This window comes from Actinoplanes sp. G11-F43 (assembly GCF_050589265.1).
Taxonomy (GTDB): Bacteria; Actinomycetota; Actinomycetes; order Mycobacteriales; family Micromonosporaceae; genus Actinoplanes.
On the sequence record NZ_JBNZCE010000010.1, the window covers coordinates 49237 to 75752 of the forward strand.

General features: G+C 69.6%; 25 protein-coding genes and 1 pseudogene. 12 read left to right on the forward strand and 14 right to left on the reverse strand.

The window, feature by feature from the left end; genetic code table 11:
- Positions 1-6: 6 nt before the first annotated feature.
- A complete protein-coding gene (locus ACQ0O7_RS11535; protein ID WP_430781968.1) occupies positions 7-1356 on the forward strand; it encodes an MFS transporter in 1350 nt (449 codons plus the stop codon).
- 94 nt (positions 1357-1450) lie between these two features.
- Here the strand turns inward: ACQ0O7_RS11535 and gndA are convergent, their stop codons facing one another.
- Positions 1451-2890, reverse strand: a complete 1440-nt coding sequence (gndA, locus tag ACQ0O7_RS11540; RefSeq protein ID WP_430781969.1) for an NADP-dependent phosphogluconate dehydrogenase — start codon at positions 2888-2890, stop codon at positions 1451-1453.
- A 576-nt stretch (positions 2891-3466) separates the two neighbouring features.
- A complete protein-coding gene (locus tag ACQ0O7_RS11545) occupies positions 3467-3781 on the reverse strand; it encodes a type II toxin-antitoxin system PemK/MazF family toxin (protein WP_430781970.1) in 315 nt (104 codons plus the stop codon).
- A gap of 1102 nt (positions 3782-4883) precedes the next feature.
- Here ACQ0O7_RS11545 and ACQ0O7_RS11550 point away from each other — a divergent pair.
- The 5 genes from ACQ0O7_RS11550 (at position 4884) to ACQ0O7_RS11570 (ending at position 10257) form a co-directional block, all read left to right on the forward strand.
- Entirely contained in the window at positions 4884-6674 is a 1791-nt protein-coding gene (locus ACQ0O7_RS11550; protein ID WP_430781971.1) for a SpoIIE family protein phosphatase, read from the forward strand.
- A 7-nt stretch (positions 6675-6681) separates the two neighbouring features.
- Entirely contained in the window at positions 6682-7080 is a 399-nt protein-coding gene (locus ACQ0O7_RS11555; RefSeq protein ID WP_430781972.1) for an NUDIX domain-containing protein, read from the forward strand.
- Positions 7077-7373 carry a sulfurtransferase TusA family protein gene (locus tag ACQ0O7_RS11560; RefSeq protein WP_430781973.1) on the forward strand — a complete coding sequence of 99 codons (297 nt, stop codon included), beginning with the start codon at positions 7077-7079 and terminating at the stop codon, positions 7371-7373. Before ACQ0O7_RS11555 ends, ACQ0O7_RS11560 begins: the two co-directional genes overlap by 4 nt.
- A gap of 347 nt (positions 7374-7720) precedes the next feature.
- Positions 7721-8965 carry an erythromycin esterase family protein gene (locus ACQ0O7_RS11565; protein ID WP_430781974.1) on the forward strand — a complete coding sequence of 415 codons (1245 nt, stop codon included), beginning with the start codon at positions 7721-7723 and terminating at the stop codon, positions 8963-8965.
- Between the two features lie 185 nt (positions 8966-9150).
- On the forward strand, positions 9151-10257 hold the full coding sequence (locus ACQ0O7_RS11570; protein WP_430781975.1) for an alpha/beta fold hydrolase: 1107 nt from the start codon (positions 9151-9153) through the stop codon (positions 10255-10257).
- A 19-nt stretch (positions 10258-10276) separates the two neighbouring features.
- Here ACQ0O7_RS11570 and ACQ0O7_RS11575 read toward each other — a convergent pair whose 3' ends face one another.
- From ACQ0O7_RS11575 to ACQ0O7_RS11615, 9 genes and pseudogenes are all read right to left on the reverse strand, one after another.
- Positions 10277-10609: a hypothetical protein gene (locus tag ACQ0O7_RS11575; protein WP_430782141.1), complete on the reverse strand. Its 333-nt coding sequence runs from the start codon at positions 10607-10609 to the stop codon at positions 10277-10279.
- 34 nt (positions 10610-10643) lie between these two features.
- Positions 10644-10862: pseudogene (locus ACQ0O7_RS11580) on the reverse strand (methyltransferase domain-containing protein); the annotation flags it as partial.
- 33 nt (positions 10863-10895) lie between these two features.
- Complete coding sequence (locus ACQ0O7_RS11585; RefSeq protein ID WP_430781976.1) at positions 10896-11954, reverse strand: spore photoproduct lyase family protein; 1059 nt, start codon at positions 11952-11954, stop codon at positions 10896-10898.
- Between the two features lie 134 nt (positions 11955-12088).
- Positions 12089-12664, reverse strand: coding sequence for a hypothetical protein (locus ACQ0O7_RS11590; protein ID WP_430781977.1), 576 nt, complete (start codon positions 12662-12664; stop codon positions 12089-12091).
- Positions 12665-12857: 193 nt separating this feature from the next.
- Positions 12858-16118, reverse strand: a complete 3261-nt coding sequence (locus ACQ0O7_RS11595; protein ID WP_430781978.1) for an FtsX-like permease family protein — start codon at positions 16116-16118, stop codon at positions 12858-12860.
- Positions 16115-16789: an ABC transporter ATP-binding protein gene (locus tag ACQ0O7_RS11600; RefSeq protein WP_430781980.1), complete on the reverse strand. Its 675-nt coding sequence runs from the start codon at positions 16787-16789 to the stop codon at positions 16115-16117. Before ACQ0O7_RS11600 ends, ACQ0O7_RS11595 begins: the two co-directional genes overlap by 4 nt.
- A 72-nt stretch (positions 16790-16861) precedes the next feature.
- Positions 16862-17290 (reverse strand): DUF1810 domain-containing protein, encoded by a 429-nt coding sequence (locus ACQ0O7_RS11605; RefSeq protein WP_430781981.1) that lies wholly within the window; start codon positions 17288-17290, stop codon positions 16862-16864.
- The gene (locus ACQ0O7_RS11610; protein ID WP_430781982.1) at positions 17283-17678 is read right to left on the reverse strand and encodes a ChaB family protein; all 396 of its coding nucleotides are present in this window, start codon (positions 17676-17678) and stop codon (positions 17283-17285) included. The genes ACQ0O7_RS11605 and ACQ0O7_RS11610 overlap by 8 nt, the downstream gene beginning before the upstream one ends.
- Before the next feature lie 29 nt (positions 17679-17707).
- A complete protein-coding gene (locus ACQ0O7_RS11615; RefSeq protein WP_430781983.1) occupies positions 17708-18739 on the reverse strand; it encodes a hypothetical protein in 1032 nt (343 codons plus the stop codon).
- A gap of 50 nt (positions 18740-18789) precedes the next feature.
- Here ACQ0O7_RS11615 and ACQ0O7_RS11620 point away from each other — a divergent pair, with 50 nt between their 5' ends.
- Entirely contained in the window at positions 18790-19167 is a 378-nt protein-coding gene (locus tag ACQ0O7_RS11620) for a MerR family transcriptional regulator (protein WP_430781984.1), read from the forward strand.
- Positions 19168-19184: 17 nt separating this feature from the next.
- Here the strand turns inward: ACQ0O7_RS11620 and glgX are convergent, their stop codons facing one another.
- The gene (glgX, locus tag ACQ0O7_RS11625) at positions 19185-21293 is read right to left on the reverse strand and encodes a glycogen debranching protein GlgX (RefSeq protein WP_430781985.1); all 2109 of its coding nucleotides are present in this window, start codon (positions 21291-21293) and stop codon (positions 19185-19187) included.
- A 160-nt stretch (positions 21294-21453) separates the two neighbouring features.
- Between glgX and ACQ0O7_RS11630 the strand changes: the two genes are divergently transcribed.
- Genes ACQ0O7_RS11630 through dacB form a run of 3 tightly spaced genes read left to right on the forward strand, consistent with a single transcriptional unit; the run spans position 21454 to position 23838 of the window.
- Positions 21454-21807 carry an MFS transporter gene (locus ACQ0O7_RS11630; RefSeq protein WP_430781987.1) on the forward strand — a complete coding sequence of 118 codons (354 nt, stop codon included), beginning with the start codon at positions 21454-21456 and terminating at the stop codon, positions 21805-21807.
- On the forward strand, positions 21789-22457 hold the full coding sequence (locus ACQ0O7_RS11635) for an MFS transporter (protein WP_430781988.1): 669 nt from the start codon (positions 21789-21791) through the stop codon (positions 22455-22457). The genes ACQ0O7_RS11630 and ACQ0O7_RS11635 overlap by 19 nt, the downstream gene beginning before the upstream one ends.
- Positions 22458-22467: 10 nt before the next feature.
- Positions 22468-23838, forward strand: coding sequence for a D-alanyl-D-alanine carboxypeptidase/D-alanyl-D-alanine endopeptidase (gene dacB / locus ACQ0O7_RS11640; protein ID WP_430781989.1), 1371 nt, complete (start codon positions 22468-22470; stop codon positions 23836-23838).
- Here dacB and ACQ0O7_RS11645 read toward each other — a convergent pair.
- Positions 23831-24475, reverse strand: coding sequence for an HNH endonuclease family protein (locus ACQ0O7_RS11645; protein WP_430781990.1), 645 nt, complete (start codon positions 24473-24475; stop codon positions 23831-23833). The genes dacB and ACQ0O7_RS11645 overlap by 8 nt on opposite strands.
- 362 nt (positions 24476-24837) lie before the next feature.
- Between ACQ0O7_RS11645 and ACQ0O7_RS11650 the strand changes: the two genes are divergently transcribed.
- Together ACQ0O7_RS11650 and ACQ0O7_RS11655 are read left to right on the forward strand one after the other, a co-directional pair.
- The gene (locus ACQ0O7_RS11650) at positions 24838-25341 is read left to right on the forward strand and encodes a Panacea domain-containing protein (protein ID WP_430781991.1); all 504 of its coding nucleotides are present in this window, start codon (positions 24838-24840) and stop codon (positions 25339-25341) included.
- Positions 25342-25529: 188 nt separating this feature from the next.
- Positions 25530-25811 carry a hypothetical protein gene (locus tag ACQ0O7_RS11655; RefSeq protein ID WP_430781992.1) on the forward strand — a complete coding sequence of 94 codons (282 nt, stop codon included), beginning with the start codon at positions 25530-25532 and terminating at the stop codon, positions 25809-25811.
- 3 nt (positions 25812-25814) lie between these two features.
- Here the strand turns inward: ACQ0O7_RS11655 and ACQ0O7_RS11660 are convergent, their stop codons facing one another.
- Positions 25815-26501 (reverse strand): GGDEF domain-containing protein, encoded by a 687-nt coding sequence (locus ACQ0O7_RS11660; RefSeq protein ID WP_430781993.1) that lies wholly within the window; start codon positions 26499-26501, stop codon positions 25815-25817.
- Positions 26502-26516 lie beyond the last annotated feature (15 nt).

Consider the following 26516-nt stretch of genomic DNA (forward strand, 5'->3'; position numbering starts at 1 on the left):
CGGTCTATGACCGTCATCACCGGCCATGTCCGCACCTTCTACCAGCTGCTGCTCAATACGGGCCTGGTGTCGGTCATCAACTTCACGGTGTGGTTCGCCGTCACCTTCTGGACGTACCTGCAGACCCGGTCGGTGTTCGCCACCGGCATCATCTCCGGCATCTTCCTGGTGCTGACCGCGCTCACCGGCATCTGGTTCGGCAGCCTGGTCGACGGGCATCGCAAGAAGACCGCCCTGCAGGGTTCGGCCGTCGCGTCGCTGCTGTTCTACAGCGGTGCCCTGGCCGTCTACCTGGCCGTGCCGGAGCACGCCTTCCAGGATCCGGCCGACGCGCGGCTCTGGGCGTTCGTCCTGCTGCTGATGTTCGGGGTGATCGCCGGCAACATCCGCACCATCGCCCTGCCCACCCTGGTCACGCTGCTCATCGACGAGGACCGCCGGGACCGCGCCAACGGCCTGGTCGGCACCGTCTCCGGCACCACCTTCCTGGTCACATCGGTGATCAGCGGGGTGCTGGTGGCCTTCGACGGCATGCTGTCGGTGCTGCTGCTGGCCCTGGCGGTGCTCGGGCTGTCCCTGCTGCACCTGGCGTTCATCCGGATTCCGGAGACGGTGGCCCCGCACGAGACCGGCGCCACTGCCGGCGTCGACATCCGGGGCACGCTGCGGATCATCGCCGGGGTGCCCGGCCTGTTCGCGCTGATCCTGTTCAGCACGTTCAACAACTTCCTCGGCGGCGTCTTCATGGCCCTGGCCGACGCGTACGGCCTGTCGTTGATCTCGGTCCAGGCCTGGGGCCTGCTCTGGGGCGTGATCAGCACCGGCATGATCATCGGCGGCATCGCGGTGTCCCGGACCGGCCTGGGCAAGCGCCCGCTCCGCCTTCTCCTGCTGATCAACCTGGCCCTGTGGGCGATCATCATGATCTTCCCGTTGTGGGCGTCGATCATCCCGATGGCCGTCGGCATGTACCTCTACATGCTGCTGGTCCCGTACGCCGAGGCCGCCGAACAGACGATCCTGCAGCGGGTGGTCCCGTACGAGCGTCAGGGCCGGGTCTTCGGCCTGGCGCAGAGTGTGGAGCAGGCCGCGTCACCGCTGACGGCCTTCCTGATCTCGCCGATCACCCAGTTCGTCTTCATCCCCCTGATGAGTGACGGCGGCGCCGGCGCCCGGGCGATCGGTTCCTGGTTCGGCACGGGAGCCGACCGGGGCATGGCCGTGGTCTTCATCCTGACCGGCGTGCTCGGCATCGTGGCGACCACGATCGCTTTGGCGAGCCGCCCCTACCGGGCCCTCTCGCACCGGGTGGCGGGCCCCACGGAGGAGTCCGACCCGGCCCCTGCTCCCGCCTGACCGGCTCCTGCTCTCGCCCGGCCCGGCCTCCTGTTCCCGCCCGGCCCCGGGGCTCCCCGACCCGAGTCGGAGAACGCCGGGGCCGGGCGTTCGGTCAGGCGTCGACCTCGGGACGGCCCTCCGCGGCCCACAGCGTGTGGAACGAGCCCGGCTTGTCCACCCGGTGGTAGGTGTGCGCACCGAAGAAGTCACGCTGCCCCTGGATCAGGGCGGCCGGCAGCCGCTCGGCACGCAGACCGTCGTAGTAGGCCAGCGCCGACGCGAAGCCCGGCGCCGGGATGCCCTGCTGCGCGGCGGTCACCACGACCCGGCGCCACGCGTCCTGGGCACCGCTGACCGCGTCCAGGAAGTACTGGTCCACCAGCAGCGTCGCCAGGTCCGGCTTCTTGTCGTACGCCTGCTTGATGAAGTCCAGGAACTTGGCCCGGATGATGCAGCCGGCCCGCCAGATCTTCGCCATCGCGCCGGGGTCGATGTCCCAGCCGTACTCCTTGCTGGCCGCCTGAATCTGCTGGAAGCCCTGCGCGTAGGCCACGATCTTCGAGGCGAACAGCGCCTGCTCGACATCGGCGACGAGATCGCCGGTGTGCTGCCCGGCCGTGGCCGACGGCCCCGGAAGGCCCGCCTCGGCCGCCGCGGCCCGCTCGTCCTTACCGCCGGAGAGCGCCCGCGCGAAGACCGACTCGGCGATCCCGGACACCGGAACGCCCAGGTCCAGGGCCGCCTGCACGGTCCACCGGCCGGTGCCCTTCTGCTCGGCCGCGTCGGCGACCACGTCGACGAACGCCTTACCGGTGGCGGCGTCGACCTGCTGGAGCACCTCGGCGGTGATCTCGATCAGGTACGAGCCCAGCCGGCCCTCGTTCCAGCCCCTGAAGATGTCGGCGATCTCGGCCGGCGAGTTTCCGCCGACCCGGCGCAGCAGGTCGTACGCCTCGGCGATGAGCTGCATGTCCGCGTACTCGATGCCGTTGTGCACCATCTTCACGAAGTGGCCGGCACCGTCCGGGCCGACGTGAACACAGCACGGCTCGCCGTCCACCTTCGCCGCGATGTCCTCCAGCAGTGGGCCGAGAGCGTCGTACGACTCCTTCGGCCCACCCGGCATGATGCTGGGGCCGTGCAGCGCGCCCTCCTCACCACCGGAGACGCCGGCGCCGACGAAGTGCAGGCCCTTCGCCTTCAGGGCCGCCTCACGCCGCCGGGTGTCCGCGTAGTGCGCGTTACCCGCGTCGATCAGCATGTCGCCCTCTTCCAGCAGCGGGGCGAACTCGTCGATCACCGCGTCGGTGGCCGGGCCGGCCTTCACCATGATGACCACCCGGCGTGGGCGCTCCAGGCTCGCCACGAACTGCTCGGCGGTCTCGGCCGGCAGGAACGTGCCCTCGTGACCGAACTCCTCGACGAGTTCCTTGGTACGGCCGTAGGACCGGTTGTGCAAAGCCACCGCGTGACCGTGGCGGGCGAAGTTCCGGGCCAGGTTCCGGCCCATCACCGCCAGGCCGGTGACACCGATCTGCGCCTTCTGCGACATCGTGCTACGTCCTTCCTCGTTACCCGCCCGTTACGGGCCCCGCGGTCATTCTTACGGGATCGGGAGCTGCTCGGTTCGATCACGTCCACGTGGTGAACACGCTCAAGTGTGTCCCGCCGCGCATTCTCAAGTAGTGGTGACGGCCACCGATCGCATCTGTGTGACCGGTGTGACTCGCTTCACCGGCTCGGCGACGGCCTCCACCGGCGTAGCGAGGCGTCTCCCGACCCTGACGACAGGGGCTCCGGTGTCGGCCATAGGGGCCCGGGTAGCGACCCGCTCGTGTCGCAAGGTGTGGAGCGCTGCGGTTCCTGTCGCAGGCCGCCGGGTGCCGGTGCCGGGTGAAGCGACTCCCGCCGCAAGGCGGTCGACGCGGGCGGGGTCGCCGGTGCGGGTGATGGCGTCGGGGTGCCCGGCGAAGCGATTCCCGCCGCAAGGTGACGGACAGCCCGGGCATCCCGCCGCCGGGAACCTGGGCGACGATACGGCTCTTGCTACCGGGTCCGGGTCATGGCACTGGTCAGCGTTCGGGCAGCCGGTGCCTCCGGAGGCCGACCGAGTCGGCACGATGCGCGATCAGATCTCGAAGAGCTCGCGCATCGCCTCGGCGAGCCGGGCCATGCTCGCGCCCGTCACCATCCCGATCCGCTCGGCCCCGGTCGACGCGGGAAGCCGGCGCATCCGGTTGATCACGACCACGCCGGTGATCGGATCCTGCTCGGTCAGCGCCACCGCATAGGGTGGCAGCTCGGTGGCGCCCCGCTGGCGCACGATCGGCGCACAGAACGGCGCCGCGTTCTTCCGCTCGTTGTAACTGTCCCCGGAAAGCACGAGAACGCGATAACGCAGGTCCGAGCGATCGCCGATCGTCCAGATCTCGCCGCGCCTCATCTCAGCATGATCCGGAAATCGGCGGGGTCCGGCTCGGCATGGCAGGAAGCGTACCGCCGCACGGATCTCCGCCGCGCTTGGGTGCATACCTACCGGCGAGTCACTCGGCCACCCCTCCCACCTTTGCGAATCCTCCTCGTGAAGGAGTGGTTTCGGACCTTGTTTCCGTCCCGGGATCCGGTCCGGGAACCACCTCGAGTCGCGTCCTGGTGCCCGGCCGCGGTACCTGTCGTTCGCACGCCTGAATCCCGTATGTGCTCCCACGTTTCCCCCTCGGTGTCGGTGTCCTTCTCGGCCGTGCGGCGGGCGTCTCCCACCGCGCGGTGACCCTGTCCCGGTCGGTGCCGGCGTCTCGAAGGCCTCGGGCCACGAGACTGCCGTCACAATCCGTACGTCCGGGCGTGTCCCGGCCCGTTCGCTGATCGGTGCCCGAGCCGTCCCGGAAGTCATGCGCCAAGCTTGGCCGCTGCCGACATCGGACGCAGTCGTGCCAGCACGCCGCCGATGGTGCGGCCACCCGAACCCCGCGCGGTGCGGTCAGCCGAACCCCACGCGGTACGGCCACCCGAACCCCACGCGGTACGGCCACCCGAACCCCGCGCGGTGCGGTCAGCCGAACCCCGCGCGGCGCGGCAACCCGAACGCCGATGGTGCGGCCATCCGAACCAGGGTGGTACGGCCACCCCGATCCCGGGCGGTGCGGTTACCCGAACCATTTGGAGCGTGCTGGCACGACTGCGCCCGAACGGCCGAGCGGGCGGATGCTGATCGGGCCGACGGCGCCGGAGACGTCCGGATCCCGAGGCGGACACATGGAGCCAGGTCCAGCGCCGGACGGGACGGCGCGGGGCTTCCGGATGGTCGTACCGGAAAGGAGCGGGGTCGGCATGACGCTGATCGAGAGGCGCGCAACGGCCCGGTGGACCGCCCGGGTCGTGTGTGGAGACTCGCGGTGGAGGGGTGGGGGCCGAACGTCGGACGCCCGACCGGGTGACCTGAGCGAGGTGCCGTCCTCCGCATGCACCCGGCCGGATGATCGGGGGATGCGATGGTGCCGTGCGCTGGCGTAAGCAGGAGTCCAGAGCTCGCGGGGAGGTCGCTGGTGGCAGGTCGGGCGTATGCGCAAGCGGTGAGCGGCCTGCGCGCCGAGCCGGGGTGCGGCTCGGTGGGCAGTGGGCGGGTCGCGCTGGAACGTGCGGTCGGTCTGCTCGCCGGACGGGCCCGGTGCCGGATGGCCGAGGCGCATCGCTACCTGCTGCGGATGGCGGACGAGCAGCGGTGCGATCCGGCCGAGCTGGCCGGGCGGGTGATCCGGCTCCTGGACAGCGCGGAGGCGATCGCCGACCGGATGCCGCCGGAGACGGTTCCGCAGTTGGTGGCGGCGGCCCTGGCGGAGCGGCCCCGGCCGTTGACACCGTGGCTGGACACCGTGCAGGGAGTGCTCGACTCGCTGCCGGGGATGGCCGGCTATCTGACCGAGGAGCGGGATCCGGCGGGGCGGCTGACCGACCTGGTGTGGGCGGCGGCGAGCCCGGAGGCGATCACCCCGGACGGGAGACGCGGCACCCAGCTGATCGGGTTGCCGGTGAGCCGCTACTACCCCGAGGTGATCGCTGAGCAGCGATGGGCCACCTACCAGCGGGTGCTGGACACCGGCGAGCCGGCGGACCTCGGCCCGGTGCGGGTGGGGGAGAGCGACTTCGTGATCCGCGCGCGGCGGCTCGGCCCGGGGCTGTTGATCAGCTGGGAGCGGGTGGCCGACGATCGCGACAGTGACCGGATGGACGGGATCGAACAGCTCGGCAACCTGGGCTGGGGCGAGTGGGATCTGGTCCGGGGCGAGATCCACTGGTCGCCGCAGCTGTACCGGATCTACGAGCGGGATCCGCGGCTCGGGCCATTGGGCCCGGACGAGACGGACCTGCTGTCGATCGCCGACGATCAGCCGTTGCGGGTGGCGGCGATGCAGGCGTTCCAGCGTTCGGAGCGGGTGGACGTGGTCACCCGGGTTCGGATCGGCGGCCGGGTCAAACATCTGCGGACGATCGCCGACGCCGTGCGGGATGCCGAGGGGCGGCCGTTGCGGGTGTACGGGATCGTCCAGGACGTCACCGAGCAGCAGGCCAGCGCGGAACGGCTGGCCGAGGTCGAGCGGACCCTGGCCGCCGAGCACGAGCTGGCCGGGCGGTTGCAACGGATCATCCTGCCGATTCCGGCGGAGCCGCTGGACCTGCCGGGGCTGCGGGTGGCGCTGCGCTATCTGCCGGCCACCCAGGAGGCGATGGTCGGTGGCGACTGGTATCACGCGGCGGCTCTCAGCGACGGTTCGACGTTGCTGGCGGTCGGTGACGTGGCCGGGCACGGGACGCACGCGGCGACCACGATGGCTCAGCTCCGGCATGCGCTGCGGGCGCTCTCGGTGGTCACCAGCGATCCGGGGATGCTGCTGGAGCACCTGAATAGGCTGACCTGTGAGCTGGGGATGGACAGCCCGGAGCTGGCGGCGACCGCGGTGATCGCCCGATTCGATCCGGCCCGCCGGGAGCTGGTGTGGGCGCAGGCCGGGCATCCGCCGCCACTGTTGAGCCGGGGCGGGCACACCGGGACGCTGGCCCGCCCGGCCGGGCCGATGTTGGGAGTGGTCGAGAACGCGCGCTACGGGGACGCGGTCACCGGGTTCGACTCGGGCGACCTGCTGTTGCTCTACACCGACGGCCTGGTCGAGCATCGGCGACGCAGTCTGGACGCGGGACTGGACGCGGTGATCGCGACCGTCGACGACGCGGTGCGGGCGGCGCCGCAGCAGCCGCTGGCGGCCCTGCTGGCCGGGTTGCGGCGGGCCAATCCGGACGACGACACGTGCATGCTGGCCGCCCGCCCGCATGCCTCATGATCGGAGGATGAAGCCTTCTGTCTCCTGTGTGTTCGTGTGCCACGACGATGACGGCCGGATCCTGCTGGCCCGTCGATCGGAGCAGGCCCGTGACGAGCCGGGCGCCTGGGACTGTGGGGCCGGTGCGCTGGAGTTCGGCGAGACGTTCGAGGCGGCGGTGACCCGCGAGGTCGGAGAGGAGTATGCAGCGACGCCGTTGGAGATCCGGCAGCTGGGTGTGCGCAACGTGCTGCGGGAGGATCCGCCGTCGCACTGGGTGGCGGTGGTGTTCGCGGTTCGGGTCGATCCGGCCGTCGTGCGGATCGGGGAGCCGCACAAGTTCGACGAACTGGCCTGGTTCGCGCCCGGCGAGATGCCGGAGCCGTTGCATTCGCAGCTGCCGGCGACGCTGGCGCTGTTCGGATGAGCCCGGTCGTCCTGGACGGTGGCGACCGCCGGTGTGTGCTGCTCCTGATCGAGTTGCGCAAACTCACCACGACTCTGGAGGCGGGCACGGTGGTCCACCTGATCGCCACCGATCCGGCCGCGCCGATCGACCTGCCGGCCTGGTGTCACCTGACCGGGCATGAATACCTGGGCCCGGTCGAGGGGCAGGACCGCCCGGCCTACGGGGTACGGGTGACGGCCGGCGCCACGGCGACGGACTCCGGCCGCCCCTGGCATCCGGCCCCGAGCGGCACCGCGGGCCAGGACACATGAGGCTGCTCGGGCAAAGGCCAGCGCGGGACCGGACGGATACCGGGCCTGGCGTGCGTAGGTGCGCGGGGCCGGGCGTTTCCCGGGCTGAGGCCGAGCGGGCCGGGCATTTCCCAGGTTGAGGCCGAGCGGGCCGGGCATTTCCCAGGTTGAGGCCGAGCGCCGGGCGTTTCCCAGGCTGAGGCCGAAGCGGGCCGGGCGTCTCCCGGGCAGAGAACGAAGCGGGACATGGCGTCTTCTTGGCGAGGTCAGTGCCGGGGCGGCCGTGTCGGGCGGCTGCGGGTGGAAGCGGGGTGGGAGCGGCACAAGGTCGGACGTATGCGGTGATTTCGGCGGGGTAACCGGGCTGGATGATCCGTTACGGGGATGAGGTGGCGTCGATCGCCCGGCCGTTGCGTGACCCGGGGGACCTGGCGGTTCTGCTGGACCGGGCGGCCGGGGCCCGGGTGGTGATGATCGGCGAGGCCACCCACGGCACGCACGAGTTCTACCACTGGCGGGCTGAGCTGACGAAGCGGCTGATCGCCGAGCACGGGTTCGCGTTCGTGGCGGTCGAGGGGGACTGGCCGGACTGCGAGCGGGTGAACGCGGCGGTCCGCGGTGGGCGGGATGGGCCGCGGGAGGCGCTGACCGGCTACGAGCGCTGGCCCACCTGGATGTGGGCGAACGAGGAGACCGCCGACTTCACCACCTGGTTGCGGGCGTGGAACGAGGTGCGGGCGCCGGACGACGCGGTCGGTTTCCACGGCCTGGACGTCTACTCGCTGTGGGATTCGATGCGGGAGATCCTGGCCTGGCTGACCGAACACGAGCCGGCCCTGCTGCCGGCCGCGGTCGACGCGTACCGCTGCCTGGAGCCCTTCGGGGAGAATCCGCACGCGTACGCCTGGGCCGGCTCGTGTGAGGACGGCATCGTGGCGATGCTGGCAGCGGTCCGCGGCCGGGATTTCGGGGTGTGGCAGAACGCCGAGGTGGTGGCGGGTGCGGAGAACTACTACCGGACGATGGTGCGCGGCGGCCCGGAGGCGTGGAACATCCGGGAGCGGCACATGGACCGGACACTGGACCGGCTGCTGACGCGGTACGGGCCGTCGTCGCGCGCGGTGGTGTGGGCGCACAACACGCATGTCGGCGACGGGCGGGCCACCGAGCAGTCCGGTTTCGGCGAGGTGACCATCGGCGAATTGGCCCGGGATCGGTTCGGTGCCGGGAACGTCGTACTGGCCGGTTTCGGCACCTACCGCGGATCGGTGGTGGCCGGCCCGTCCTGGGGTGCGCCGATGGAGGCGATGGGGGTGCCCGAGGCGAGGCCCGGTTCGCTGGAGGAAGTCTTACACCGGTCGGCCCCGGCGGAGGCGCTGTTCGTCTTCCCGGAAACGGGTCCGCGACCGGATCTGCTCACTGAGGTGTTGCCGCATCGGGCGATCGGTGTGGTCTTCAACCCGCGGCGGGAACGCTGGGTCAACTACGTGCCGACGGTGCTCGGGGAGCGCTACGACGCGTTTCTGTGGATCGACGAGACGCGGGCGCTGCGGCCGCTGCACACTCTCCGGGTGGACGTGCACGAGCCGGAGACCTACCCGAGCGGTGTCTGACTTCGATATTGAACGACCGCTTAATTGGATCTTTCGGGGCTCGGTGGCACATCGGTCGGTTGACGTGTGCCGATGCCTGAAAAGACACGCACCACTACCCGTGGTTACCGATCCGTTCCGGGGAAGATCGGTTTTAGGCTGTGGCATCCATCGATCATCCACTTCGGATTTCGCAGGAGAACCCGGTGCCATTGAAAAAGATCTCCCGTCTGATCCTCGCCGCGCTGATCGCCGCGTGCGGGGTGCTGGCCGCCACCGCCGGACCGGCGTACGCGACCGTGCCGGGACTCGTGCTGAGCTCGACCACAGCGAGCCTGCCGGCCAGTCTGTCCGTTCTCGCCAACGGCAAACGGATCCAGTACGTGACCACCAACATCAACGGCAGCCTGACCACCGCGACGGGCCTCGTGCTCACCCCCAAGACCGGAAAGAAGAACAGGATCGTGGCGTGGGGGCACGGCACCACCGGGCTCGCCGACATCTGCGCGCCCTCCAACAACCAGGCGGTCTTCTGGGAGGAGGCGCGAATCGCCGTCGCTGAGCTGCTCAGCCGAGGCTGGACCGTCGCCGCGCCGGACTACCCCGGATTGGGTACGCCCCAAGCCCACCCGTATCTGATCGGGGCGAGTGCCGGCCGATCGCTCATCGACAACGTGCGTGCCGCCCGATATCTCGACTCCGCCCTGTCCACCCAGTACGTCGTCGACGGCCATTCCCAAGGCGGTGCCGGAGCACTCTTCGCCAGTCAGCTGGCTCCCTCGTACGACGGCAATCTGGTTTTGAAGGGCACCGCCGCCATCGCCCCGCTCTCCAATGCTCAGGAGATCATTCCTTACATCGCCGGCACCCCGGCGCAGGGATATCTGGTGATGGCGCTCTACGGTGTGAACGCGGTCGAGCCGTCGTTCAACCCCAAGTCGGTGCTGGCCGCCCCGGCCGAGGCGAAACTCGGCGTGCTGCAGACCGGCTGCCTCTACCAGATCTTCGACGCTTTCGAGGACTTCACCGCCGAGGAACTCGTCGAAGGTGGTGTCGTGCCGACCTCGGTCGTCAACAAGATGGCCAATTACGAGAATCCGCTCCAGACCGCGCCGAGCGCACCGATCCTCCTCGTCCACGGGACCGACGATGTGGACGTTCCCTATTTCCTCTCCGAGATGCTCGCCGGGCAGATCACCTCGTACGGGGTGTCGCTGACCTTCGAGACCATCGAGGGCGCCAACCACGACCAGGCCGTCATCGAATCGGCCGACCTGGTCGCGGACTGGATCGCCGCACGATTCGCCGCCTAGTGCGCGAACCGGGTCCCGCTCACGTGGCGGGGCCCGGTTTTCCGGCGACCACCAGATGGATTCGGGTGCTGATCGACGGCCGGCCCGGGAAAATCGTCGCCAGAGCGTCGAGCAGTTCCGGCCGGCGTTGCTCCGGAACCCGCCGGAGAACCTGGTGACCGGCGTGCGAACCGACCCAGGCGAGGAAATGGTCCCGATCGCGGAAATCGCTGCGTACGGTCGACCGGGTGACGACCGTACCGGCGAATCCGGCAGCGGCCACCGCCTCCCGCAACCAATCCTCGTTCTGGAACGTGGCGTCCTGCGACGGCGGCCGCGGCGGATCCACCGCCAGCCGCCCGATCTCCTTCATCGCCGCCCGACAATTCCACCTGCGGCAGAGCGGCCGTACGCGCCGCGGTCAGGGCCACCATCGCCGGAGCGATGTCAGTGCCGACGACCTGCCCCTTCGGGCCGACCGCGGCGGCCGCCGGGAACACCACCGCACCCCGCCCGCAGCCGACGTCGAACACCCGCTCGCCCGGCCCGATCCGCGCCGCGGCCACCAGATCCCGGCCCATCGGCGTGAAGAACTCCACACCCAGACTGTCGTAGCTCTCGGCCACCTCATCGAAGACGCTGATCGGTGCACACCCCTTTCAAAAGGCATAACGGACATTGATGTACGGGGTACGCGCCGCGATCAGTTCGGTCAGCGCCCGCACGTATCCGCCTTTCGCCCCGGTACGGTATCGCACGTTCAGATCACCGTTCTGTGAGCGTTTCACCTGCTGGAGTTCCGGCCGCCAGAGCAACTCCTCGGCACGCGGATGCCAGCCCAGGTTGACCTCGTGCAATCCCCGGTTGTGGGTCAACATGATGACCTCGGCCGCCAGTTGCCGCCGGGTCTCCGCACTGATTCCGGCATCCAGCCGATCCAGCAGCTCACCCCAGTCCGCCAGCCAGCCGGCACGGACCACCACCGGGCTGAAATTGACGTGCACCTCGTATCCGGCGGCCACGAAATCGTCGATCGCCGCGATCCGCTCACCGATCGGGCTGGTTCGGATGTCGAGCAGTTTCGCGTCACTCTCCGGCATCAGCGAGAACCGGACCCGAGTTCGTCCCCTCGGTTCCCATCCGAGCAGATCCCGGTTGACGTACTTGGTGGCGAAACTGGCTTTGGCGTTCGGCAGCACCCGGAACATCTCGACCAGTTCCCGGACGTTGTCACTCACCATCGCGTCCACCGAACAGTCCGAGTTCTCCCCGATGTCGTACACCCAATCAACCGGATCACACTCGTTCGGTTCCGGTTTGCGGCCCTGCCGCTGAGCGTGCTTCATGACGTACGACCGGATCCGCTCGATGTTTGCGAAAACCGTGATCGGATTGCTGTATCCCTTGTGCCGCGGCACATAACAGTAGGCGCACGCCATCGCACAACCATTGGCTGTCGACGGGGCGATGAAATCAGCCGAGCGCCCGTTCGGCCGCGCGGTCAGCGTCTTCTTCACCCCGACGACAAGCGCCTCACGTTTGATCCGCACCCAGCGCCGGACATTGCGCTCGTCCCCGTGCACCTCCGGAATCCGCTGGTGACTCTCGATCTCGACGATCGTCGCGTCCGGCCAGCGCTCCAGAATCTCGCGCCCCCGCGGCAGTTCGGCGGCCGCCGGTTCCAGATAGATCCGGCGGATGTCCAGCAATTCACTCACCCCGGAATCATCCCTCGTCAGCCTCCCCGATCACGCTCCACCGAGCGTGGCGGCGGTGACGACGGAAACGGTTGCGCGGTCACAAATCGACAGCCTTGCGCTGCCGGGAGAAATCTCGGGTCTCGCGGGGGCCGTCAGAAGCGAATCTCCCAGGGGACCGGGCGCATGTTCGACCGGCCGAGGACACGGCGGAGCCCGGCCCGCTGTTCCTCCGTCGCCGGAGCGCCGCCGAGCAGCAGATCGGCCGGAACGATCCGGCTGCCCACCGCGAGCCCGGTGATCCTCTCCCATACCGCGAGGTCGTCATCGTCGGCCGGAGCGCCCCCGATCAGGTCCAGAACCGTGCTGACATCGGCCCGCGGCGGGACGGCCGGCGTCACGTCGCCGGCCCACCATTCGATGGTGACCGTCGCGCCGGGGAGCCAGCGCATCGCCTCCCGCAGCAGTTCGGCGTGCTCAGCCACCGAACCGGCGAACAGCCGGTCCAGGACCGGGACCGCGGCGTAGAGGTTCGACAAGGCCCGCCGCCGCGCCACGATCGGCGTGCCGTCCGCCTCCAGGTCGCCGTTCCGGAAGAGAGCCAGCCACAGTACGGGCGTGACTCCGGCCGAGACCGCGAGAATGTGCTCCTCGGCCTCGAAGCCGGCGAAGTGCTCGGACGGGCATCCACCCGGGTGCGGGCTGACACACAGGAAGGACTCGACCTCCACAGCCGGCACAGTACGACACGATGTCGCCCCAGCGATGGTCGCTCGCGGCGTCTCCCGTGCTGGTCACATACGGTGGCCTCCCGCGGTGGTGACGCGAGACCGTCCGGTGCGGCGGTCGCTCGTGGTCGTTTCGTGCGGCGGACTCTTACGGCGATCACTCCGCGCGGGTCGTTGCGGCGGCCCCACATGGCCATCACTCGCGGAGGGCGGCGAGCCGGGCGATCGGGGTGCGCAGGAACACCATCGCGGGAACGACCCCGGACACGACCGCGACCAGGACGCACACTCCGGTGATGGCGAGGATCGGCGGCCAGGGCACGGTGATCACGGGTTCGCTGATCAACGCCTCCAGACGTGAACGCAAGCCGAGAAGGATGACCGTCGCCACTGTCGCAGCCGACAGCACGCCGACCGCCGCGACCAGCACCGTCTCGGTGGTGACCAGGGCGAGGGTCTGGCGGGGAGTGGCTCCGTTCAGCCGGAGCACGGCGATCTCGCGAGAACGTCCGGCAGCCGACCCGACCATGCTGTGAGCGATCGCGACGGCCGCGTAGAGCAGGGTCAGGACCAGTATGGAGATCATCACCGACCGGTTCAGGCGGTCCGTCCAGGCGTCGCGGTCGGCCGGGTAGATCGCCGGATCCCGGACGATCCCGGCGAGCCCGGTTCCGGCGGCGAGCCCGGTGACCGCAGCGAGCCGTGCCGGGTCGGGATCACCGGTCACGTAGACGGTGTCGGCGCCCCGTCCCCCGGCAAGGCCCCAGGGAATCAGGACCGTCGAGGTCATGTCCAGGCTCTCCGGCAGCAGAGCGACTACCGGCAGCGTCATCGGTGTCCCGTCCGCCAGCCAGAACCGCGCCTCCCTACCGAGCACCCAGCCGTTGGCCCGAGCCACATCCATTCCCGCGGCCAGCCCACCGATGCTCCCGGTCCCGCTGGCCTCACCGGCCCCTGCCGACTTGTCGGATATATCGACTTCACCCAATGTGCTATTCACACCGGTCCCATCCCCAGCTCCGGAGCTCAAGGTCGTCCCGGCCCTGAACAGCGTGGATGCGCTGGACGGACCGGATGCGCTGGGCGCGCCGGGCGGATTGGACGTGCTGGCCGGATCGGGCGTGCTGGCCGGATCGGGCGTGCTGGCCGGATCGGCCGCGCGGGCCGGACCGGGTGCGCTGAGCGGATCGGATGGGCTGGACGGACCGGGTGTGTTGGGCGAACCGGGTGGGCTGGAGGGAGCAGGCGTGGATGGAACGGGTGCGGGTGGCGTGTTCACCAGAGCCAGGTCTCCGGACGTGACCGGCAAGTGCAGGGCCGCGGTCAGGCCGGGGGCGATGTAGCGGGCGTTGACGACGTTCACGTGGTCGGCGGCCTGTGTGTAGATCGTCTCCTCCCGGCTGGGGACCACACCGGTCACCCCGGGAACCGTTGCCAAGGCCCGCAGTGTCTCGGTGGGGATGCCGACCCGGTCGGTGGCGGTGATCAGTGTGGTGGTGGGTTTCAGGCGTTCGCGGGCGGCCTGGGCGGTGGCCTGGGAAGCGGTGGCGTTCGCCGTCAGCAGGGTGGCGGCCAGACCGGTCGTGACCAGTACGGGAGTGGCGGCCGCTGCGGTACGCCGGGTGGCGGTCAGGGCGGCGGCGCGTGCCGCCCACATCGTCACGCCGGGCCACGGCCGGGCGGTCACGCGGTTCAGGCGGGCGGTCGCGCGGTTCAGGCGGGCATTTACGCGGTTTAGGCGGGCGGTCGCGCGGTTCAGGCGGGTGAATACGCGGATCAGACGGGTGGTCACGCGGATCAGGGCGGGTGCGAACAGCGGGATCAGCGCCGCGGTGGCGCCGAGTGCCAGATAGGTGGCCAGGAGGGTCGACACGATCGCCTCGCCCGCGCCGAGTGAGCCGCCCAGCGCGGTGGCGCCCACCGCACCGATCCCCATCAGCAGCGCCGCCGCCCACCGGGCCGGAGTCATGCCCCGCGAGTCCGTGGTGGTCTCGCGAGTGGGCCGGCCCACCCGTCGTGCCGCGATCAGGATCCCCAACGCGGCGGGGAACAGCCCACCGGCAACGGCTCCGAGCAGCGCCGGGAGAGGCGGAGAAGACGAGAGGACCGGGAGGGCCGGGAGAGACGAGAGGGCCGGGAGAGACGAGAGAGACGAGAGAGACGGGAGAGACGGGAGAGACGGGAGAGACGGGAGAGAATCGATGGACGCTGTGAGGCTGTCGGCATCGATCGTGTAACCGGTGGGCGCGAGGTGGGTGGCGACCAGCCACCGTCCGAAGTACGGGGCAAGCGGCACGCTCGACAGCGCACCGAGCAAGGTGGCCGGAACGGCGAGCAGCATCGCCTCGGTCAGCATCAGGCGGAAGACCTGGCGTGGGACGGCGCCGATGACACGCAGCAGGCCCATCTCGCCGTGACGCCTTATGTATATAAATCCTGACATGGCGGACACGGCATAAATGGTTGCGAAGACAACCAGCCCGGCCAGGACCCCCAGCAGCGCGGCAGTGTCAGCCAGAGCAGCGGTATCGGCCGTCACGGACGGCTCCGCCCGGGAACGACTGTCACCGGTCAACGCGGTGAGACCCGCTGCCTGAGCCCGGACGATCAGGTAGGGCACGTCGAAGCCGGGAGTGGCGTGGAGCAGCACGGCGTCCACTCGGCCCCCGGCCAGTTCAGCCGCGACCTGATCGGCGACATAGAGCGCGGTGGGCCCATCGACGAGAGCCGTCACGGTCCACGACCGCATGCCGTGCGATGTCCGGACAGCAACGGCATCGCCGGGGACCAGCGAACCCGCGCCGCCAGAGGAGAAGTAGGAGCCGGACGAAGAGAAGTAAGAGGAAGAGGCGGAAGGGAAGGAGGGCGGAGAGGAATCGGGGAAGGGAGCGGAAGGGGAGGAGGGCGGAGAGGAAGCGGGGAACGAAGCGGAAGGGGAGAAGGGCGGAGAAGAGGGAGCGCGGAAAGAGGCGGAAGGGAAGGACCGCGGATAAGAGGAAGAAGAGGAGGCGGGGGAGGAGGGGAAGGAATTGGTGCGACCGGAGAACGCGGAGTCGGCACTGATGGCGATCTCGCCCGGACCCGCTGGGGCGCGGCCGGCGACCATGCGGCGTGCGGTGGACCAGGGATGGATCTCGGTCGTCACCCCGGCCAGGACGGCGGGGATCGAGCGGTCGAGGACCGTGCCGGGAATGGTGGCCAGGTCGGCGGCTGCGGCGTCAGGCACCGGAGCGGGTGACTGGAGATCGGCCCAGAGGGGATGGGATCCGACCCGGGCCGGCCCGACCGCGACCACATCGGCGTCGATGGTGCGGACCGGCGGACGGTCCCGGTGTGCGGTGGCGGCGAGAGCCAGCCCGGTCACCGCGAGCAGACCGGCGCCCAGCACGAGGGTGACGAACACCGCGGCGGAGGAGACCCACCGCACCCGCAGATTCTGCCAGGCCAGCGCCATCATGCCGCCACCCCGCCGACACGGTCCCGGCCCGGCGGGCCGGAGAGGTCGGAAGGCATCGGCCGGACCGGAAGGCCGGATGAGGGGACCACACGGCCGTCGACCAGGGTGATCACCGAATCGGCAACGGCTGGGTCGTGGGTGGCCGGCAGGATGGTCTGGCCGTGCCGGTCGACCGCCTCCCGGAGCAGGGCCAGGATCGCCCGGCCGGCACCCGGGTCGAGGGTCCCGGTCGGCTCGTCGGCAAAAGGCAGCGCGGACCGGATGACCAGGGTGCGGGCGATCGCCGCCCGCTGCCACTCGCCGCCGGAGAGCCCGCCAGAGAACCTGCCAGAGAGCCCGCCAGAGAACCTGCCGGAGAGTCCGCCGGAGAGCCCGCCAGAGAGCCTGCCGGAGAGCCCGCCGGGACGATGCCGCAGCCGGTCGGCGAGGTCGACCTCGGTGATCGCCGCCCGGATGCGCCACCCGCCGGGCCGGACCCCGGCCAGGCGCAGTGGCAGATCGAGGCGGGCGGCGATCCGCGGCAGGGTGCTCTTACCGGCCCCGGACGGCTCGATGACCGCGGTCAGACGGCCGGGGACGACACCGACCGTCACCCCGCCGAGGGCGGTGACGGCGCCGGCACCGCGGCCGTGCCGGTGGTGGACGTCCCTCAATTCCAGCAGAGAACCCATACCCCGGATCGTGCCCGCCAGGATGGTGCGGGCACGATAGAGGCAGCCGAACCAAGAATGGTGGTGCTAGCACTACCAAGACAGCGGAGAGGCTCCGAGCAGGTCTAGGGTCCGATCGTCCGGGCCGTCGTAGAAAGCTTCGATGACCTGCTCGAACACCGCGGGGTCGGCGGCCGCCCGAGCGAACAGGGTCATCGACGACCGTAACTTGAGATCGTCCGGGTACCCGAGGATGTCGGTGGCGTCCCGGCCCGCGTGCGCCAGCAACGCCGCCGCGCACTCACGCAGCCGGGGCCCGAGCACCGGGTGCTCCAGATAGGCGCGCGCCTCCTCGATGTCCCGGATCGCGTACCGCTGCGCGGTCATGCTGGAGCCGAGACCGTCCAACTGCGGAAAGACGAACCACATCCAGTGTGTACGTTTCCGCCCGGCGATCAGCTCACCGAGGGCGCTGTCATAGACACCGTCCTGGGCCCGTACGAATCGATCGAGGTCATTCACGTGCTTTTCGCGTCTCCCGGGCGTTGGCTTTCTTGATGGCTTCGACGAGTTCCGGTTTGGTCATCGTGGACCGCCCGGAGACGTCCAGCCGGCGGGCCACGTCCAGCAGGTGTTTCTTGCTGGCGTTGGCGTCGACACCCTCGGCGGTGGAGGCCTTGGTGTCGCGTCCACCCGCTGCTTTGGCGTCGCTGGGGCCTTTCCTCTCCTTGGCCTCCCAGTGATCGCCGACCTTTTCGAAGGAGTGTTTGACGGCGGACAGGGCGGTGCGGTGCGCGCGTTCGCCCTCGCCGTACTGTTCGACCGCCGAGTCGTGCGTCTTGATGAAGGTCCGCTGCGCTTTCTTCGGCGACCGTTTCAAGGTGTCGGGTAATTCCTCACGTCCAGGCATACCACTGTGCTTGCCCGGGCGCCGGCGGGTTAACCACCGAACCGGGCGAACCGGACCCCGGGCACGACCGGCCCGGTGCGCCGGGCCACACCCAGCCCGCTCACGCCCTCGACGGTGACCTCGACGATGTCGGCGTCGGCGAACAGGATGGTCTCGCCACCGGCCGGCATCCGCAGGATCAGGTCACCGTGGTCGCGGACCTCGCCCCGGGTGGCGGTCAGCCCGGTGGCCCCGCTGATCAGGTAGGGGTCGAGGTTGGGGTGCGGGGTGGCGATCAGCCGGTCGTCGCGCACCGACAGGACCCACGGCAGGCTGAGCGTGCCGGCCCAGGAGTCCTCGTCGCCGAGCCGGGCCAGGGCGCAGCGCCGGCCGGACGCGTCGACGAAGGTGACGATGTGGCCGACCTCGCCGCGGCCGAAGGTGCCCCAGGTGCGGGCGGTGAAGTGCAGGCCGTCGTAGTCGCCGATGGCGTACGTCACCTCCTCCCCGCTGGACACCAGCAGCACCCACGAGCCGTCCAGGGGGAACAGCCGCGGACAGCTCCAGGTGGTGGCGGCCCGGGAGACCAGGACATTGTCGTACGACCAGTGCAGCAGGTCCGCCGAGTGGTATTGCAGGATCGCCGCCGCCCCGTCGCGCAGCCGCCCCCGCAGCAGCATCCGCCAGCCGCTGCCGGCCCACCACACGAACGGATCGCAGAGGTCGCTCACTCCGGCCGGCGGCGCGGTGATCAACGGGGCGGGGACGTCCTGCCGCCAGCCGGTGAAGCCGGGCTCGGGCACGGCCCGGGTGATCCGCCCGCCGGGGTCGGTGTAGAAGGCGACCGGCCCGGCCACCACCGTGCCGCACCGGGCGTCGCCGGGCGCCGGGACGATGCCCTGCTCGGTCCAGATGACCAGGTCGTCGGAGGTGGCCCAGCCCCAGGCGGAGTCCTGCCCGCCGAGGCCGCGGTGCTCGTAGAAGACGTGGTAGCGCCCGTCCGCCGCGAGCACGCCGAAGAGATCACCGACGCGTCCGGCACGCGGGGTGAAGTGCAGCCGGGGCCGCGGTGCGCGTTCCATGCCTCAGCCTCTCATCGACCGCGATGCCACACCAGTAGGGACGGATGCCAATGGGTAACCTGGCGCACGTGCCTTACACACCGGGGGAGACGGCGGAGCGGCTCGGCGTCAGCATCGACACGATCCGCTACTACGAGAAGATCGGTCTGATGCACGGCATCCGGCGTACGTCGGGGGGTCGCCGGGTGTTCTCCGACGACGACCTGTCCCGGCTGGGCCTGCTGCGCTGCCTGCGTGACTCGGGCATGCCGATCGCCCGGCTGCGGCGGTTCGCCGAGCTGCTGACCGACGACACCGAGGTCGGCGCGGCCCGCCGTGCCGAGCTGCTCGAGGAGCACGATCGGGAGATCGATGCCAAGGTGGAGCAGCTGCGGCACGAGCAGCGCCGGGTCCGCGAGAAGATCGCCTGGTACCGCTCGCTGTCCTAGGTTCTGTGTGGCGGAACCTAGTAACGGCAGCGCAGTACCACCAGGCTGTGTCGGGTGACGGTGACTTGCGTACCGGCGCGGGCGGTCTTTCGTTTGACGGCCAGCAGCGGATCGGCGGTGTTGGCGGTGATCTCCCAGGTCCGGCCGTAATCGCGGTCCGGCAGGGTGAACGCGACGTCCTCGTCGAGCGGATTGAACAGCAGCAGGAACGAGTCGTCCTTGATCTCCTCGCCGAGCGCGTCGCGTTCCGGGATGCCGTTGCCGTTGAGGAAGACGGTCATCGTCATGCCGCTGCGGGTGTTCCAGTCCGCCTCGGTCATCACCTCACCGTCCCTGCGCAGCCAGGCGATGTCCGGCAGTTTCGAATCGCCGGCCGGTTCGCCGGTGAAGAATCGCCGGCGCCGGAAGATCGGATGGTCGGCGCGCAGTTTCAGCAGTCGCCGGGTGAAACCGGTGAGCACGTCCTCGTTGCGGGCGTCGATCCAGTCCACCCAGGAGATCTCACTGTCCTGGCAGTAGACGTTGTTGTTGCCGTGCTGGGTGCGCCCGAGTTCGTCGCCGTGCGCGATCATCGGGACGCCCTGGCTGAGCAGCAGCGTGGCCAGGAAGTTCCGTTTCTGCCGCTCCCGCAGCACGATGATGTCCGGGTCGTCGGTCTCGCCTTCGGCGCCGCAGTTCCAGGACCGGTTGTGCGACTCGCCGTCGCGGTTGCCCTCACCGTTGGCGTCGTTGTGTTTCTCGTTGTACGACACCAGATCGTGCAGGGTGAAACCGTCGTGCGCGGTCACGAAGTTGATCGACGCGATGGGCCGGCGGCCGTCGTCCTGATAGAGGTCGGAACTGCCGGTGAACCGGGACGCGAACTCACCGAGGCTGGACGGTTCGCCGCGCCAGAAATCGCGCACCGAGTCGCGGTACTTGCCGTTCCACTCGGTCCAGTTGGGCGGGAATCCACCGACCTGGTATCCGCCGTCGCCGACGTCCCACGGCTCGGCGATCAGCTTGACCTGGGACACCACCGGATCCTGGTTGACCAGGTCGAAGAAGGCGGCCAGCCGGTCCACCTCGTGGAACTCCCGGGCCAGCGCGGCGGCCAGGTCGAAACGGAAGCCGTCGACGTGCATCTCGGTCACCCAGTAGCGCAGCGAGTCCATGATGAGCCGCAGCGATTCGTGGTGCCGGACGTTGAGGCTGTTACCCGTACCGGTGGTGTCGTAATAGTATCTTTTGTCCTCGTCGACGAGGCGGTAGTAGGCCGGGTTGTCGATACCCCGGAACGACAGCGTCGGGCCCAGGTGGTTGCCCTCGGCGGTGTGGTTGTAGACCACGTCGAGAATGACCTCGATGCCGGCCGCGTGCAGGGCCTTCACCATGGCCTTGAACTCCTGCACCTGACCGCCCCCGCCACCGAACGAGGAATAGCCGTTGTGCGGGGCGAAGAATCCGATCGTGTTGTAACCCCAGTAGTTGGTCAGGCCCCGTTCGATCAGCCCGCTGTCGTGCACGAACTGGTGCACCGGCATCAGCTCGACGGCGGTCACTCCGAGATTCTTCAAATACTTGATCATCGCCGGGTGGGCCAGGCCGGAATACGTGCCCCGTACGTCGTCGGGGATCTCGGGGTGCCGGATCGTCATGCCCTTGACGTGGGCCTCGTAGATGACCGTCTCGTACATCGGGATCTTCAGCGGGCGGTCGTTGCCCCAGTCGAAATACGGATTGACCACCACCGAGCGTGGCGAGAACGGCGCCGAATCAGCGCTGTTGAACGACTCCGGATCGCCGAAATCGTAGGAGAACAGCGCCTGATCCCAGCGGTAGTCGCCGTCGATCGCCTTCGCGTACGGATCCAGCAGCAGTTTGCTCGGATTGCAGCGCTGTCCCCACGACGGCTCGTGCGGGCCGTGCACCCGGTAGCCGTACCGCTGCCCGGGAACCACCCTCGGCAGGTATCCGTGCCAGACCAGCGCCTCCCTTTCCGGCAGGTCGATCCGGGTCTCGGCGCCGTTCTCGTCGAACAGGCACAGTTCGACTCGGGTGGCCGCCTCGGAGAAGAGCGCGAAATTCGTACCGCCACCGTCGTAGGTGGCCCCCAGCGGGTACGGGTTGCCCGGCCAGATATGCATGCAGCCCACCTTGCCCAATTCGGGGCCACCGGAAAACTGTGATCAGCTCAACGCGGAGAAGATGATCTTCTGGGTGACCGGGGCCGAACCCTGAGGCGACCCGGAGAAGGGGTAGAACCGACAGGTGCCCCGCCGCTACCTCGTGCTCGCGATCTGCTGTATGAGCCTGCTGATCATCAGCCTGGACGTCACGATCGTGAACAGCGCGCTTCCCGCCATCCGTGACGACCTGGACGCGCCGGTCTCCGGGTTGCAGTGGACTCTCGACGCGTACACGCTGGTCATCGCCAGTCTGTTGATCCTCGGCGGGTCGACCGGTGACCGGATCGGCCGGCGCCGGGTCTTTCAGACGGGGCTCGCGCTGTTCACCGCGGCCTCGCTGCTGTGCAGTGTCGCGCCGAGTCTGGGCTGGCTGATCGCCTTCCGGATGCTGCAGGCGGTGGGCGGCTCGATATCATCGAGGGCCCGGCGGCCGGCTGGCTGGATCCGGTCATCGTGGGCTGTTTCGGGCTGAGCGCACTGGCGCTGGCCGGGCTGCTGTGGTGGGAACCGCGCCGCGCGGAGCCGCTGATCGAGCTGGGGCTGTTCCGTGGCGCCCCGTTCGCCGGGGCCACCCTGATCGCGGTGTGCGCGTTCGCCGTACTCGGCGGGTTCCTGTTCCTGAACACCCTCTATCTGCAGGAGACCCGTGGTCTGTCGCCGCTGGCGGCCGGGCTGCACACGCTGCCGATGGCGGTGATGACCATCGTCGCGTCGCCGTTGTCCGGTCGGCTGGTGGCCGGTCGCGGTCCGCGACTGCCACTGCTGATCGCCGGTACGTCGATGACGCTCGGCCTGCTGCCGCTGACCATGGTCACCGCCGGCACTCCGGTGTGGCAGCTGTTCGTGGCGTACGTTTTGTTCGGGTTCGGGTTCGGCATGGTCAACACACCGATCACCAACACCGCGGTGTCCGGTATGCCGCGATCCCGGGCGGGGGTGGCCGCGGCGATCGCCTCGACCAGCCGTCAGGTCGGAACCGCGCTGGGGGTGGCGGTGATCGGCGCGGTGGCGGGAGCCGGCGCCGGGGCGGCCGGCTGGTGGATCATGGTCGGACTGGCCGTGGCGGTGCTGCTGATCGGCCGGCTCACCACCCGCAGCCGGGTGGTTATGACCGATATGTGACGATCGCGGCATGCGTCTCGTCATGGCCGTCGCCAGCGCTCTGCTGCTCGTGCCCGCTCCCGCGCAGGCGTCCCTCGCCGGTGAACTCGACCGGATCCTCGCCGACCGGGCACTCGACGGAGCCACCATCGCCGTCGACGTCCGGGACGCGGCCACCGGCGCCGTGCTCTACCAGCGCAACCCCGGACTGCGGGTGCTGCCCGCCTCCAACCAGAAACTGCTCACCGCGGCCGCCGCGCTGGAGATCCTCGGCCCGGGACACCGGTTCCGCACCTCGGTGCTGACCGCCGGGGACACCCTCTACCTGGTCGGCCGGGGTGATCCGACGATGACCCACCAGCGGTACGACCAGCTGGCCGCCGCCGTGGCGAAAGCGGCGAAACGCAGATCCGCGCGGCTGGTCGCCGACGACTCGTGGTTCGACCGGGTGCCGCTCGGACGGGACTGGTCGTGGGAGGACGAGCCGTACGGGTACACCGCGCCGATCTCCGCCCTGACCTTCGCCGCGAACACCCGTTACGACACCGCCGCCGTGGAGATCCGCTACCGGGGGGTGGCCGGGCGGCGGCCGGAGATCCGGGTGTGGCCGCCGGCCGCCGGTGTGCGGGTGGCCAACCGGGCGGTCACCCGCGGCTCCGCCGACAATGTCGACGCGGTACGGGTCCACGGCACCGCGAACGTCACGGTCAGCGGGTCGATCGGGGCCGGCCGGTCCGGAACGGCGCTGGTGTCGGTGCCCGACCCGGCGGCCACCGCGGCCGGCATCTTCCGGGCCGCACTGAGGCGGCACGGGATGACCGTGGTGGGGCGTACCGGCAAGGGGGTCGTCCCGAAGAACGCCCGCAACCTGGCCGCCCTCGCCTCGCCACCGCTGACCGAGATCCTGCGGCCGTTCCTGAAACTGTCCAACAACGGTCACGCCGAGATTCTGATCAAAACCTTAGCGCCGGTCCGGCCGGGCAGCTGGCCGGCCGGGCTGACCGCGGCCACGGCAGCCCTCGGACGGCTCGGCGTCGACACCCGGCTGCTCACCATGAGTGACGGATCGGGGTTGAGCCGACGCAACTGGGTCACCGTCCGCCAGGTGACCACACTGCTGCGGGCGGTGCGCGGGCGGAGCTGGTTCCCGGCCTATCAGGCGGCGCTGCCGGTGGCCGGCGACCCGGACCCGATGGTCGGCGGCACCCTGGCCAACCGGATGCGCGGCACCGTGGCGGCCGGCCGGGTGCGGGCCAAGACCGGCACGCTGACCGGGGTGAACGCTCTCTCCGGCTACACCGGCGGGGTGGTCTTCTCGATCATCGTCAACGGCTCGGCCGGCAGTGCCACCGCCATCGTCGACAAGGTCGCGACAGCGGTGGCCGCCGACCGGATCAGCTAGAACAGGTGTTGAGCGAGGTCTGCAGGGCGGTCTTCTCCGCCGACTGCAGGGTCAACGCCCAGTAGTACTTCACCGCGATCCACATCTTGGCGTACGTGCACCGGTACGACGTCACCGACGGCTGCCACGCCGACGGGTCCTTGTCGCCCTTCGACTGGTTGACATTGTCGGTGACCGCGATCAGTTGCGGACGCGTCAAGTCGTTGGCGAAACTCTGCCGCCGGCTGGTCGTCCAGGCGCTGGCACCGGACCGCCACGCCTCCGCCAGCGGCACCACGTGATCGATGTCCACGTCACCCGCGGCGGACCAGGTGGCCCCGTCGTACGGCGAGTACCAGGTGCCGGACGTCGCGGCGCACGCCGAACTGGTGACCACGTTCGTACCGTCCCGCTTCAGAACGGTCTCCCGGGTGTTGCAGGTGCCACTGATGGTGATCCAGTGCGGGAACAGGTCCCGGTCGTACGTGCCGGCGTTGGCCTCGGCGGCCACCGTCAGCGCGTTCAGGTAGGTCTGGGCGGTCGCCTTGGACGGGATTCCGGTCGGCGCGGCCTGGGCGGGGGAGACCAGCAGACCGAGCGACATCAGGCTGGCGGCCAGCCCGGCGACCAGGGTGCGGGGACGGGGGAAGAGGCGCATGAACGGCTCCTTAGGTCGTCCGTTTCGGACGTAACAGATCTACGGAACCCGAACGTCACAAGATGATGATCCCCGTGAATTTCTCGTGTCCGAACAAAAAAGAACAATCCCACCTTGGAAACATGACGTTCATCAATGTCTTGCCGTCACGTCGCGGCACATGGCTCGTTGGAACCCGCGTGCGGGCGAGTCGACTTCTGGACATCGATGTCATGCGAACGATGCCTCCCGTCCCGAGTGAGGTGAGGCGACACTGTCGAACGGAAAACCAGCCGCTGATCAAGGGACGGACATTGTCACACCTCATCGCTAAGCTGACCGGACGAAGCCCGAAGCGCTTGCACAGGTCAGGAGGTGTTCCGGTGGCAACCGCCCATGACGTCGCCGCGTACATTCTGGCCAGGCTCGGCCCTGTCTCCGCGATGAAGCTGCAGAAGCTCGTCTACTACAGCCAGGCCTGGCATCTCGTCTGGGACGACCGGCCGCTGTTCCCCGAGCGCATCGAGGCGTGGGCCAACGGCCCGGTCGTCCCCGAGCTCTACCAGAGCCACCGCGGCCAGTTCGAGGTGAGCGTCGTCGAGGGCGGCGACCCCGATCGGCTGGCACCCGACGAGCGGGAGACCGTCGACATCGTGCTCGGCGCGTACGGGGCGCTGGACGGCCGGAAACTCTCCCACCTCACCCACGCGGAGAGCCCTTGGCGGGACGCCCGGCACGGGCTCGCACCGGCAGCGCGTTCCCACGCAGTCATCACCCAGGCGGCGTTGGCCGAGTATTACGGTGCGCTGGACGCCGCGGAGGATGCCACCTCGGTCGAAGAACTGACATGGGAGGGCTGGGACGCTCCGGCGCAGACGGCGATCTGAGGCCGGCCGTGGGCGTCAAGAAGGTCCGCACGCAGGCGGCGAAGCAACTCGCCGGCGGGCGGAGGACTCCGCGGACCGGTGCTGACGACCGTACGGTCGACGACCGTTTCCCGTCGTTCTCGTTCCGCTACGCCGACCGTTCCTACAGCGGATCGTGGTCATGGCTTCGATCCGGCGATCATGTCCTCTTGCATGACTTTCTGTGTGAGATGGGCAGGCTGACGTGGCGGGAGATCCGGGCCCAGATGTCGGGCGGCCATCGGAAGCACCACAGCCAGGACCTGGTGACCCTGGAGAAGGAGGCTCAGCAGCGCTTTCTCCACCTGCGCCTGGACGAGGTGGTCGGGGACGAGCTCTTCCGGTTCCGGCTGGAGGGCGCCGTCCGGCTATGGGGATTCCTGGATGAGGCGGTGTTCCACGTTCTGTGGTGGGACGCCGGGCATCAGGTGTACGTACCCCGCAGACGGTGACGGTCAGGCGGCGGTGGGAAGGGCGGTCTCGTCCGGAGGGTGCTGCCAGATCGCCCAGCGGGTGTCCGGGCCCAGGGACTTCGCCTTGCGCATCGCCAGGCCGGCGCGGTGGGTCAGCTCGTCGAGGGTGAGTTCGCCGGGGCCGGACACCGCCACGCCGATGCCCGCGCCCAGCGGGACCAGGCGGCCGTCGATCAGTACCGGGCCGAGGGCGGCGGCCAGGCGGCCGGCCACCTCGTACGCCTGCTCCGGGGTGTCGATCCCGGTCAGCACCACCGCGAACTCGTCGTCGCCCACCCGGGCCGCCAGCGCCTGGCGCGGCACGCAGGTGCTCAGCACGCCGGCGAACTCGATCAGGACCCGGTCGCCGGCCCGATGGCCGAAAGCTTCGTTGATCTTGTGGAAGTCGTTCACGTCGACGGACAGGATCGCCGTCCGGTGACCACGGGCCAGCAGGCCGCCGGACACCTCACGGAACCGGGCCCGGCCGGCCAGTCCGGTGAGGCCGTCGGCGCCCGCGCGCCCGGCCCGGTGCCGCCGGCGCAGGGCGAGCGCGCTGAGCACCACCCCGACGATCGCCAGGCCGCCCCACGGGAAGAAGACCGGCGTGAGGATCAGCACGGTCAGGACGTCGACGGCGAACCGTGCCCAGAGCCACATGGCGTGCAGATCGGGTGCCCGCCCGCCCACTTGAGAATCATAGGA